The 11,281-nt window shown below is 61.2% G+C and carries 13 protein-coding genes and 1 pseudogene; 6 read left to right on the forward strand and 8 right to left on the reverse strand.

The features are described 5' to 3' along the window. Window positions 1-445 precede the first annotated feature (445 nt). Both APH34_RS27740 and APH34_RS27745 read left to right on the forward strand, forming a co-directional pair. Complete coding sequence (locus APH34_RS27740; protein WP_034000039.1) at window positions 446-1,438, forward strand: hypothetical protein; 993 nt, start codon at window positions 446-448, stop codon at window positions 1,436-1,438. Between the two features lie 299 nt (window positions 1,439-1,737). Next, a pseudogene (locus tag APH34_RS27745) lies at window positions 1,738-2,097 on the forward strand (cointegrate resolution protein T); the annotation flags it as partial. A gap of 38 nt (window positions 2,098-2,135) precedes the next feature. On the opposite strand, the gene APH34_RS27750 reads toward APH34_RS27745, so the two are convergent. After that, on the reverse strand, window positions 2,136-2,522 hold the full coding sequence (locus APH34_RS27750; RefSeq protein ID WP_034000041.1) for an antitoxin Xre/MbcA/ParS toxin-binding domain-containing protein: 387 nt from the start codon (window positions 2,520-2,522) through the stop codon (window positions 2,136-2,138). Between the two features lie 962 nt (window positions 2,523-3,484). Here APH34_RS27750 and APH34_RS27755 point away from each other — a divergent pair. Beyond that, the gene (locus tag APH34_RS27755; protein WP_021703070.1) at window positions 3,485-3,721 is read left to right on the forward strand and encodes a DUF2798 domain-containing protein; all 237 of its coding nucleotides are present in this window, start codon (window positions 3,485-3,487) and stop codon (window positions 3,719-3,721) included. A gap of 213 nt (window positions 3,722-3,934) precedes the next feature. On the opposite strand, the gene APH34_RS27760 is transcribed toward APH34_RS27755, so the two are convergent. Both APH34_RS27760 and APH34_RS27765 read right to left on the reverse strand, forming a co-directional pair. After that, the gene (locus APH34_RS27760; protein WP_021703071.1) at window positions 3,935-4,609 is read right to left on the reverse strand and encodes a haloacid dehalogenase type II; all 675 of its coding nucleotides are present in this window, start codon (window positions 4,607-4,609) and stop codon (window positions 3,935-3,937) included. Between the two features lie 65 nt (window positions 4,610-4,674). After that, the gene (locus APH34_RS27765) at window positions 4,675-5,373 is read right to left on the reverse strand and encodes a glutathione S-transferase family protein (protein ID WP_021703072.1); all 699 of its coding nucleotides are present in this window, start codon (window positions 5,371-5,373) and stop codon (window positions 4,675-4,677) included. A 101-nt stretch (window positions 5,374-5,474) separates the two neighbouring features. Here APH34_RS27765 and APH34_RS27770 point away from each other — a divergent pair, with 101 nt between their 5' ends. Continuing rightward, window positions 5,475-6,089, forward strand: coding sequence for a TetR/AcrR family transcriptional regulator (locus APH34_RS27770; RefSeq protein WP_021703073.1), 615 nt, complete (start codon window positions 5,475-5,477; stop codon window positions 6,087-6,089). Then, on the forward strand, window positions 6,086-6,793 hold the full coding sequence (locus APH34_RS27775; RefSeq protein WP_021703074.1) for a glutathione binding-like protein: 708 nt from the start codon (window positions 6,086-6,088) through the stop codon (window positions 6,791-6,793). The genes APH34_RS27770 and APH34_RS27775 overlap by 4 nt, the downstream gene beginning before the upstream one ends. Window positions 6,794-6,935: 142 nt before the next feature. On the opposite strand, the gene APH34_RS27780 is transcribed toward APH34_RS27775, so the two are convergent. Genes APH34_RS27780 through APH34_RS27795 form a run of 4 tightly spaced genes read right to left on the reverse strand, consistent with a single transcriptional unit; the run spans window position 6,936 to window position 9,297 of the window. Continuing rightward, window positions 6,936-7,409 (reverse strand): DoxX family protein, encoded by a 474-nt coding sequence (locus tag APH34_RS27780; RefSeq protein ID WP_021703075.1) that lies wholly within the window; start codon window positions 7,407-7,409, stop codon window positions 6,936-6,938. Window positions 7,410-7,420: 11 nt separating this feature from the next. Next, window positions 7,421-8,176, reverse strand: a complete 756-nt coding sequence (locus APH34_RS27785) for a DNA-binding domain-containing protein (protein WP_021703076.1) — start codon at window positions 8,174-8,176, stop codon at window positions 7,421-7,423. After that, the gene (locus APH34_RS27790; RefSeq protein ID WP_021703077.1) at window positions 8,173-9,006 is read right to left on the reverse strand and encodes a DUF692 domain-containing protein; all 834 of its coding nucleotides are present in this window, start codon (window positions 9,004-9,006) and stop codon (window positions 8,173-8,175) included. Before APH34_RS27790 ends, APH34_RS27785 begins: the two co-directional genes overlap by 4 nt. Before the next feature lie 18 nt (window positions 9,007-9,024). Beyond that, window positions 9,025-9,297, reverse strand: a complete 273-nt coding sequence (locus tag APH34_RS27795; protein ID WP_021703082.1) for a DUF2282 domain-containing protein — start codon at window positions 9,295-9,297, stop codon at window positions 9,025-9,027. Window positions 9,298-9,512: 215 nt separating this feature from the next. On the opposite strand from APH34_RS27795, the gene APH34_RS27800 reads away from it, so the two are divergent. Next, window positions 9,513-10,067, forward strand: a complete 555-nt coding sequence (locus APH34_RS27800; protein WP_054890520.1) for a sigma-70 family RNA polymerase sigma factor — start codon at window positions 9,513-9,515, stop codon at window positions 10,065-10,067. A 27-nt stretch (window positions 10,068-10,094) separates the two neighbouring features. Here the strand turns inward: APH34_RS27800 and APH34_RS27805 are convergent. Further along, window positions 10,095-11,251 (reverse strand): IS3 family transposase gene (locus APH34_RS27805; protein ID WP_105446839.1). Its coding sequence is split into 2 segments (ribosomal slippage): window positions 10,095-10,993 and window positions 10,993-11,251, totalling 1,158 coding nucleotides; the frame shifts between segments, so codons are not numbered across the junction. Window positions 11,252-11,281 lie beyond the last annotated feature (30 nt).

The following is an 11,281-nucleotide window of genomic DNA, read 5'->3' on the forward strand; positions in this document are numbered from 1 at the left end:
TATAAAGCCCATCCTGAAGCAGCTGCGCTGGTTATATAACCCTTTAAATACAATCAGTTGTAGCGCGCATGTCCTAATTTTCCTTTATCTCTGCATGTCCCGAGCAATGGTTCGAAAAGTCGGCTTGCGAAGCCTCAACGACTCCGTCGCCCCCATACCTACCCATACCTAAGAGAGAACCTGGCGTTCAATCTATTCGCCTCGCTGGCCGAGTGTAGTGCGCGAGCTGATCCGCGAGCTCCAGCCAGGCTTACGCAGCTCCGGCGCGGGGCCACGTCCTTGTGGATTGAGCAGGCGAGGAACTCACACTGGCACATCCTGACCTCTTCGCATCAGATGGGGTGAAAAGGCAGGGGCGACTGGTAGGTTCTGCACAATGATTCCACTGTGCAATTACTGGGTTAATATACAGCTCTGTGCACGACTGACCTACCAGGAGGACTTGATGACCCCTTCGAATGGCATTGTGGAAATTAGAACGCTCGCCGAGCTGTTGTCCCTTTACGAGATCGCCTCGGACAGCACCCTGGCGAAGGATCAGTACCGAAACCCGCTTCGGCCCTACCGGCTGATTCAGCCCGAGGCTAGCTGTCAGTACCAGAAGAACGGGAAGCGCTGTTCTCAAATGCATCAGCACGGCTTCGTCGTCGAGCGGCACGACGACTCGAAGGTGCTGATAGGGAATTGCTGCGCCCTGAACCACCTGGGCCTGGATGACGAGCAGGTCAGGGGGGAACTCAAGAAGCTGAGTGCCACCGAGCGGCAGAACATCCGTCGGCATAAGGTCGAAACAATGCTCAAACAGCGGGAGAGCCTCATAGGCCGGGTTCGGGCTGCGAGCATCAAGTTCAGGGATTTGCAGAATAAAGCCGGTCTGATTCTCTCCACCCTGCCCACTGAAGTGGGTGGTGTCCTGCTCAATCGTTGGAAGCGGAATGCTTTGGAGGTTTCCTGGGAGTACCTGCTCATCAAGAAGGGGAAAGACGAAAAGGGGAAGCCGTATGAGGAGCGGAGCTGGTATCCGCATTCCTTCGGCAAGCTCAAAGGCTTGGGTCTATGGCTGCAACTGGATCAGCAGTTGTATCAGGAAACCCTGTTGTCCCTACGCCGACAACTGGACGCGATTCCCACCAAAGCGCGATTGAGCCAAGTGGAGCTGGAGTTGGCGGAGGCCACTCTCAAGCAGGTGACTACCCTGGATATCATCGAGCGCGAGTTGCAGGATCAACTCGAGCTGTTGGGCGATTTCCGTAAGCCGGCGAACCTACAGCTGGCGATCCAAGTCGTCAGCAACCACAAGATCCGGGCTGAAACGGTGAAGGCTGTGCATCAACTGATGGGTGAGCCCTGCAGCACGGCCCCCGAGAAATATGTTGCCGAAATTGAACTGGCGCTTAAGCAGAAGTATTCGGCGGGCGGCATTCGCATCGCCTCCTGATTCCACCGGTGTTTCATCGCTACTCCCTGGTTGGTCTTTGTGTTCATTAGCAAACAGGCCAGGGTGAGCAGCAACTCAGATACCAAACTGCGTGGAAACCCATTCTCGGACGGCAGACCGCGCGATGCGAAATGGCAGCTAGTCGTGCTGGGAAGCACCCAATATCTGAGGAATTGGCGTAGCGAGGGAGGAGGCAAGATAGGCTTGATGTGATCGGAGCTGCTATGTGGGCTTCATGATAAAAAAACAGCAGCTTACAGACCAAATGAGTGAATTTTCCCCTTATCTCGGCATGGCCCCAACAGACCCTGATCGTCAAACAGGACGAGTTGACCCAGCTGAACCGCGACAATGCGCGCCTGCTCGCCGAGGCGCGCCAGTTGCAAAAAGAGCAGCATGCGCAGCAACAGTTACTGGCGCAGAAGGCTCAGTCCTTGGAGGACGCCCAGAGTGCGTTAATCGGCGCTGAGCGCGCGAATGAAGCCCTGGAACAGCGCTGCGGCACATTGCAGGAGGAGGTGTTCCGACTGAGCGAAACCTCAGCGATCCAGGCGCAGCAAGTGCAGAGCCTACAGGAGCGCTTGGCCGAAGCCATCACACACCTGAAGCTACTCGGGCATACGCCGCTCACTAACAGCGGTAATGAAATAGGTACATGACCCAGCGTTTCTAGCGCGAAGGCCGCCCCCGGCAGGGATCAAACTGGCAGTCCATATTCAATCGCACGAATAGCCTGCCGCACCGCGCGCGTACCAAATCCGGTTACCAGTAGCTCGACCGGCCTCTCATTGGACAGCACGACATTCGGTGCCGTTAGCCAGTGGAGCGCACCTCCTAGATCCCCATCGTACAGCTCCAATAGCGCATCGAGGATCTCGATAAGACGACAGAACACCTCACCAGCCTGTATAGACATCACGGCACTGCCGGGGGACGCAGTGATCCACTGCGCGATCTGCGCTGGCGATCGCTCCAACTCGCTTGCCAAATCGGAGATCAACGACACCGGCAGGCCCGCCAGTACGGCGACGTGCAGATAGTAGTGGCCTCTCGGCAAATCCAGTTTTTCGCGGAGCCTTTCCATAACTGCCTCCAGGATAATTGGCCATTTGATAATGTCATCTTGGCCCCGAGTTTGCGCATGATGGTCTCGAACCATCCGCACCGTAGCTTCGAGAGAGAGCGAATGAACACTATCTGAAGGCTACTCGGCAGTGCGAGAGGGCTTTGGCAGTGACGCTTTGATCGGTGTTATTATTGAAACCTGCCCAAGAGCTTCCTCTCCCGGGTGCGTGTACCGGTGATGAAACTTGGTTTGAGGCGGTCTCGTTGAGGCCGCCTTTGTCGCTTCTGGGAGAGCCCCCAGTACTAAGCAGCCGTTATGCGTCGAAGCGCAAAGCCTCGACCAAAGCTGTTCGCAGGCCCTCTAACTCGGCATTTCTCCAATCTTATGAACTCGCGCTGGGTACGGACGGCGGGAATTATCTGCAATTATCTCGGCATAGATAATTGATCAATATTTAGCCGCCACTACTGAGCAGCGCCTCTCAAAGTTAATCCTTTAGATACAGCAGGTTACAGAACGAATGTCCTAATTTTTGCCTTATCTCGGCATGCCCCCTAACCGATGCCCGAGCTGGCACCGGTGACCACAGCCAGGCGATTGTCGAATTCGTTGTGCTGCATGGTTTGTCCTTGCATTCAGTGGGTGAGCACTGTGCTGAACACAAACCATGCCAGTATATAAGTTGTTTAAAAACAGTAGGTTGTGATTTTTGTTGTCGTTATGACCTGGAGTTTTTGTGGTCGCGGTGACTCATCGGTGGTCGCGATGACCCGGCCAGGCGAGCGCATTGCCTCCAGGCTCGTTCCGCATAGAATGCGCAGTGGGGACAATCGGTAAAATGTTCTGCACGGACGGATAAAACCACTGTGCGCATTCGCGGCAGGATAACAGCCATGCCAGGCGCCTTTGTGGCGTTCACGCGTTGAGGGCATCGAGGCGGAGGCGCATGGCGCGCTTCCCGTAACCAGGGGGCATGTACAGTGATCAAGCTATCGAAACGCCACGGGCACCATCTTTTTGCGTTGTTGCAGTCGGCCATTACCTGTGCGATTGCCTCGGCAATTGCCAGCCGTCCGCTGTTTCCCGTGGAACGGTTCATGGGGCACTGGTCGAAGGCCTGGGTGTTGTCCTGGCTGATGATGATTCCGGTGGTGCTGTTGATCGCGCCCTGGCTTCGGCGCCTGGTCAATTACCTGACCGACAGCGACAACCTCTGAGCCCACCGCGCAGCGATGGCATCGGCGGGCCTGAGTGAAAACGCCTACAGGGTGAAAAACGATGACGGCACTCGCGAGCGTTTCCGTACGCCGGGGCAAGCCTTCTCGCCTGGGGAACAGGTACGCATCGACGGCATTCGCCTTGTTCACTAGCAGCCCTGGCCCGAACGGCGCCCCGGCCATCATCCATGGGCGCCGTTCGCGCGGACAGCTTCAATCGAGCAGCCAGTCGCTCATCTCGCCCAGGTCACGTACTTCACGGGTCGGGGTGGCGCCCAATTCATCGAACACGGCCCCCTGACGATTGACCCAGCACACCGGAAAGCCGAAGTGCCGGGCGCCGGTCGCATCCCAACTGTTGGACGAGACGAACAGCAGCCTGTCCCTGGGGATGGCCATGGTTTGTTCGGCCAGGCTGTAGACGCGGTTGTCCGGCTTGAACACCTTGACCGTTTCGACACTGATCAGGTGGTCGAATGCCCAGCCCATGTCCGAGTGGCTGACGACCTGCTCGATGGAGTGGTGCGAGCCGTTGGAGGCGATGGCCATGGGCAGGCCGCTTGCTTTCAGCCGCCGCAAGGCCGCGGTCGTGTCCGGGTGGGGAGCCAGGTGCAGGTAGGCCTGGCCGAGCTGCCGCAGAGTGGTTTCATCCGTGGCGAGCCCCAGGTGCTTGCAGGTGTAGCGCAGGGCTTCTTCGGTTCGTTGCTCGAAGCTGGCATAGCGGCCCATGAGGCTGCTCAGCCAGGTGTATTCGAGCTGCTTCTGTCGCCACAGGCGGGAGATGGCCTCACCCTGGCCCGGGTAGGCGCTTTCGCAGGCCTGGACGACGGAGTGCACGTCGTACAACGTGCCGTAGAGATCAAAAACGATGCCTTCAATGGGTTGCATGCCACACCTCTCTGGGGATCGTGTCCGGGGGTCAGCGTGCGCTGGGCACGCTGACCCGGTGAGGCTTACGCCGGGTAGTTGGAGGGGAACAGCGCGCGGCGCATCTGCTCGTCGAGGTCTTTCTTGAAGGCGTGGTCCTTGCCCACTTCACGGGCACGGGCCGCCGCCGGGCGCGCATCGATGGCCTGGAACCAGCGCTGGATGTTGGGGTAGGCGGCCAGCGGGTCGCTTTCGCCCTTGAGCACGCGCGAGGCACGGTCGATCCAGCCCCAGGCTGAGATGTCCGCCAGGGTGTAGCTGTCGCCCACGATGTAGTCGCGCCCGGCGAGGTGCTCATCCAGCACCTGGTAGTGCCGTTCGGCTTCGCGCCGGTAACGGTTGATTGCATAGGGGATGCTCTCCGGCGCGGCATACTGGAAGTGCACGGCCTGGCCGGAGAACGGCCCGATACCCGTGGCGATGAACATCAGCCACGACAGCAGTTCGGGTTTGTCGGTCGGCGCGCCCATGAGCTGCCCGGTCTTTTCGCCGAGGTAGAGCAGGATGGCGGTCGAATCGAACACCCGTGCCTCGCGGCCACCGGGGCCTTCGCTGTCGACGATGGCCGGGACCTTGCCATTGGGGTTGATGGCCCGGAACTGCGCGGTGTGCTGTTCGCCCTTGCCGGTATCGAGAGGAACCAGCTGGTAGGGCAGCCCGGTTTCTTCCAGAAACAGGGCGACCTTGGCCGGGTTGGGCGTGGGGTGGTAGTAGAAATGAATCATGCGGGTGGGGTCCTGTCTTGTGTTTTAGATCGTTCGATCTAGAATAGGGCCGTCTACAGAAAAAGGGCAACACCTGTGTTGGCCTGGCAATGGGAGTACGGATGGCTCGGCCAAGAGAGTTCGATGAGAGGGCGGTGCTCGATGCAGCCGTTCAATGTTTCTGGGCCCGTGGCTATGAGGCCACTTCGGTGCGTGACCTGGCCCAGGGCATGGGGCTGACCAGTGCCAGCCTGTACAACGCTTTTGGCGACAAGCGCTCGCTGTATCGCCGTGCGCTGGACCATTACGTCGAAGAGGGTTTTGCCGACCGGGTGCGGCGATTCGAAGGCGTCCTGCCGCCGCGCCAGGCCATCGAGGCGTTCTTCGACGAGATACTCGAACGCTCGCTCAACGACCCCCAGCACAAGGGTTGCATGCTGGTGAATTCCGCCCTTGAGGCCTCACCGGACGACCCCGACTTCCAGCGCGCCGTGGCTGCTGTCCTGATACAGATCGAGGCCTTTTTCCGGCGCTGCGTGCTGGCCGGCCAGCACAGCGGCGCCATTACCTGCGCGCAGCCGGCGGACGATCTGGCGCGCCTGCTGCTGGGCATTCTCCTGGGCGTTCGCGTCCTGGCCCGAACGCGGCCGGAGCGTGAACTGCTCGAAGGCATGGTACGGCCAGCGCTGACCCTGCTTGACAGTCACTTGAACCTTCACGGGGACCACCAACGATGATCGAGCTCTACTACTGGCCAACACCCAACGGCCACAAGATCACCCTGTTTCTGGAAGAGGCCGGCCTGGACTACCGCATCCACCCGGTGGATATCAGCGCGGGCGACCAGTTCAAGCCCGATTTCCTCGCGTTCTCGCCGAACAACCGCATGCCCGCCATCATCGACACTGCGCCGGCCGATGGCGGGGAAGCAGTGACGGTGTTCGAATCCGGCGCCATCCTGCTGTACCTGGCGGAAAAAACCGGGTTGTTCCTGCCCACCGACCTGCGTGGCCGCAAGACGGTGACGGAATGGCTGTTCTGGCAAATGGGCGGGCTTGGGCCGATGGCCGGGCAGAACCATCATTTCGGGATCTATGCACCGGAAAAGATCCCCTACGCGATCAACCGCTACGTCAACGAAACCAACCGCCTCTATGGCGTGCTGGATCGTCGCCTGGCGGACAGCACCTTCGTTGCCGGCGAGCAGTACAGCATTGCCGACATGGCGTGCTACCCCTGGATCGTGCCGTGGAAGAACCAGCAGCAGAACCTCGACGACTTCCCCCATGTGCGCCGCTGGTTCGAGGCCATCGCCCAGCGCCCGGCCACGGTCAGGGCCTACGCCAGGGGTGAGCCGTTCTCCAGCCGCCCGACGGTGACCGAGGCGGGCAAGAAGATCCTCTTCGGGCAGACGGCGGGCAATGTACCGGCCGGGCAATGAGCCCCTGAGCCTGCCGTACCTGCCGTAATAGCCTTGATGCATTCAGCCGTGGGCCTCGGTTCCTGCCCCTCTCTCATAAACGGTAGAGGGGCACGGAGCGCCCACGACCTGAAGCGCACAGCATTGCCTGCGCCAGTCGCATTCAGCGAATGCGCAGCAGCCTGTCCAGCGACCACGCCCCGGCGCCCCGGCCGATGATGACCAGCAGCAATCCGGCCCAGGACAGGTGCGTTGGCCAGGCATCGGGGTAGACGAATACCTGGATGACCGCAGTCATGCCCAGCAGCGCCAGGGCAGACAGGCGCGAGAACAGGCCGACGATCAGCAGCAGCGGAAACACATGCTCGGCATAGGTCGCCAGGTGGGCGGCCAGGTGCGGTGACAGCAGCGGCAGGGCGTATTCGCTACGAAACAGCTCATAGGTACCGGGGGTGATGGTCAACAGCCCCTCGACCTTGGTGCGCCCCGAGAGAAAGAAGATCGCCGCAACGCTGATGCGCGCCACCAGGCTGAGCGTCGAGTCGCTGATCAGGCGCTGAAGCAGGTCGCACACCTGGTCCCAGCGTTGACGCACTGTGGCGCGGCTGTTGTTGGACGACGGCTGGGTGATATCCATGGCTATTTCCTTCATGCAAGAACAAGGGGAGAGAACACGCGGGCACCCAGCAAGCGGCTGAGCAGGTCGGTAAAGTCCAGGTCGCCTTGCCGCTGCAAGGCCAGGGCCGAGGCCCGCTCCAGATCGTGTCCGGCAGCGCAGGCGTCCAGAAACACGCAGCCAGCGGGTTCGAGCGCGTGCCAGGTGACGCCATCGCAATGGCCCACCAGCAAAGCGCCTTCGCCCTGCCAGGGCAGGTTGTCAGGCAGGTCCACCCCTTCGCGGTTGCAGCGCCAGAGGCTGTAGATCGGTTGCTCGTCGAACCACCGCCAGCGTGCGCTGGCGCGCGGGCGCAGGTGACAGGTTGCCAGTGCCTCGGGCGACACGCCGGCCAGGCTGGCAAGTTCCAGCGCGGGCTCCTGCACGGCACAGAAGGCCTCTATCCACAGGTAGTCGAGTTGGGCCACCGGGCCCAGGTAGGGCAGCTCCCGGGCCGGCTCGAAGGCCGCGAGAAACGCGGGAAAGTCCGCCCCGTAGAAGATCAGGCGGGCATCGCTTGGTGCGCAGGCGTTGGCATGAACGACCGCCGCCGCGCGCAGCCAGTCACGGCCGACCAGGCGTTCGACGCTGGGGAAGTTGTCACACAGCGCCTCGACGCAGCCCTTGAGTACGGTATTGCGGTACACCTGAAAGCCGGGTTGCGCGGTGAGGGCGGACAGTTCCGGGGCGGCACGTACCTGCAAGGCCTCGATGAAGGCGTCCTGGAAGTGTTCGAGACGTCTGATCATTGCGTCGCTCCCAGTCGGTCGAGCATGGCCTGGGCGTGCGCGCGTTCGCCGAGCAATGCCGTGAACGCGGGTACGTTGTCATCGCGCTCGATCAGCGTCGGGCGCGGGCCGATGCGCTGGATCAAGCGCTGATACAGGGCCCAGACCGGGTCAGCGACCGGGGCGTCGTGGGAGTCGATGAGCAACGCACCGCCGGCGTCATGGCTGTGCCCCGCCAGATGAATCTCCGCGACGGCCTGGCCCGGGAAGCGATCGATGTAGGCGGCCGGATCAAAATCGATGTTGTGCGCGCTGACGTGCACGTTGTTGATGTCGAGCAGCAGGGCGCAACCAGTGCGCTGCGTCAGCTCGGTGAGAAAGTCGATTTCATCCCAGTCGTGGCCGTCCAGGTGCAGGTAATGGCTGGGATTTTCGATGGCAATGCTGCGCCCCAGGGCATCCTGGGTACGCTGTATGTTGTCTGCGATGCGTACCAGGGCCTCGTGGCTGCGCGGGAATGGCAACAGGTCCGGGTAATAGTGATTGCGCCAGGTGGACCAGGCGAGGTGTTCGGATACCAGCGCCGGTCGCACGTGGTCTGCCAGCCTGCGCAGGCGCTGGAGGTGCGTCGGGTCGGGGGCGGCGTCCGCCGCCAGGGACAGGGAGACCCCGTGCAGCGACAGCGGATGCCGTTCGCCCACCGCTTCCAGGTGGGCCAGGCGAGCACCGCCAACCATGTAGTTCTCTGGGTGGACCTCAAACCACAGCCCGGCTGCGCTGCAGTCCCGGGCGGCGTCGTAGTGCTCGGCCTTCAAACCAAGGCCGGCACCCAGTGGCATAGGAGCGTGCATGATCGGCGGCGCCTGCGCTCAGGACTTGATCGGCGTGAGCGAGCCCATGCCCTTGGGGGTCTTGATCGAGGTGCAGGTGCCTGCCGGGACGTTCTTCCAGGCATTGCCCTGGTAGTCGACCTTGGAGGTGCCGGCGCAGCTGGTGCCGGCACCGGCGGCGCAGTCGTTCTTGCCGGCCAGGGAGACGCCGTAGCATTTTTCCACGCTTGGCGTGGCCTGGTTGTCGGCCATGGCGGTGGATGCAATGGAGGCGAGGGCGAGTGCGGCGGTAGCGAGGGCGATGCTTTTCATGGCATATCTCCGTAATGGACTGGATGGCCGTCAGCTCGGTGTGACGGTCCGACAGGTAATTCGTCGTAGCAGTCGATACGGTTACAGCGCGGCAGAAAAATGTTGAGATTTCTTTCGGTGCACCTGCGCCGATTGAAACCTTTGGCGTTGCGGCCGATATGATGCAGTCTGGGCTCAATGAAAAATATCCACCTGCGGTGTAACTAAGGCGGCCAATGGAGCGAACTACAAGCTATGAGGTCATGGCCACGCGCGAAGAGCGCCTGCAGTCATTGCTTCTGGGTGGGTTGGCTGGCGACGAGGCCGCATACCGCGAATTCCTCACCGCGCTCAGTTCGCACCTGCGCGGTTTCCTTCGCCGACGCCTGGCGCAGCGCCCGGGAGAGGTCGAGGACCTGTTGCAAGAGGTACTGCTGGCCGTGCACAACGCAAGGCACACCTATCGCGCCGAACAGCCGCTGACCGTGTGGGTGCAGGCGATCGCCCGCTACAAGCTGGCCGATCACTTCCGTGCGTTCGCCCGCCGCGATGCGCTGTCCGATTCGCTGGACGAAGACATGTTCGAGGTGGAGGATAGCCGCCCGGCGGAGGCCCGGCGTGATCTGGGCAAGCTGTTACAGCACCTGCCCGAGCGTCAGCGTCTGCCCATCATTCATGTGAAACTGGAAGGCCGTTCGGTAGAGGAAACGGCTCAACTGACCGGTCTTTCCAGTTCTGCGGTCAAGGTAGGTATCCATCGCGGCCTGAAAGCGCTGGCGATGGTGATCTGATCTTGCCCAGCAGCCGTGGACACGGGTTTAAGCACACATCCTGGCCTCGAAGGCCTCTGGGCTGATGTGCCCCAGCGTGCTGTGTCGCCGCTGGCGGTTGTAATCGGTTTCGACGTATTCAAACACGGTTTCACGCATCTGGGCGCGGCTCGTGAAGCGCTCGCCGTGGATGCACTCGACCTTCAGGCTGTGGAAGAAGCTCTCTGCACAGGCATTGTCGTAGCAGTTGCCTTTGGCGCTCATGCTGCATCGCAAGTGATGGGCGCGGATCAGCTCCTGGTAAGCCGCTGAGCAGTACTGGCTGCCGCGGTCGCTATGCACGATCACGTCATTAGGCTGCCTACGTCGCCACAGCGCCATGTGCAAGGCATCGCAAACCAAGTCGGCCGTCATGCGTTCGTTCATGGCCCAGCCGATCACCATCCGTGAATACAGATCGATGACCACTGCCAGATACAGCCAGCCTTCCTCCGTATACAGGTAGGTGATGTCACCCACCCATTTCTGATTTGGCGCAGATGCCTTGAAATCCTGCTTGAGCAAGTTCTCTGCCACTGGCAGGGAGTGCTGAGAATTGGTCGTGGCCTTGAACTTCTTGGCGGCCTTGGCACGCAGTCCTTGCCGTTGCATCGAGGCGGCTACCGTCTTGCGATTGCAGGGTAGGCCGGCTTCCCGCAGGTCGTGGCAAAGCCGTGGAGCCCCGCTGCGGCCCTTGCGTGCGCTGTATGCCTGAGCGACCTGCCGATCCAGTTCGGCTCTTCGCCGCTGGCGCATTGACGGCCTGCGAGAGCACCAAGCGTAGTAACCGCTGCGGGCAACGCCCAACACGCGACACATGGCCTGGATCGAGAAATGCGCGGTATGAGTCCTCATGAAGGCGTACTTCACTTGAGGCTCTTGGCAAAGTACGCGGCGGCCTTTTTTACGATGGCCAGCTCCTCGGCGTGCTCGGCCAACAGCCGCTTGAGTCGGGCATTCTCGTCGGCCAGCGACTGCTCGCGCTCGCTGCCGGACTGAGTCTGGTGCTTCTTGCTCCGCCAGCCGTAGAGCTGGGAAGCATGCAGGCCGAGCTGTTCGGCAGCCTTGCTGACGCCAATGCGCTCGGCCAAAGCCAGCGCTTCGTCCTTGTAGGCTTGGGAATGGCGGGTGCGGGTCTGTTTCATTGGGGTTGCTTGTCTTGCCATGATTCACCTCGTTGCAGTTTATCGCTTAAC

Origin of the sequence: Pseudomonas sp. NBRC 111131 (genome assembly GCF_001320525.1) — a bacterium.
In the GTDB taxonomy this organism is placed as follows: domain Bacteria; phylum Pseudomonadota; class Gammaproteobacteria; order Pseudomonadales; family Pseudomonadaceae; genus Aquipseudomonas; species Aquipseudomonas ceruminis.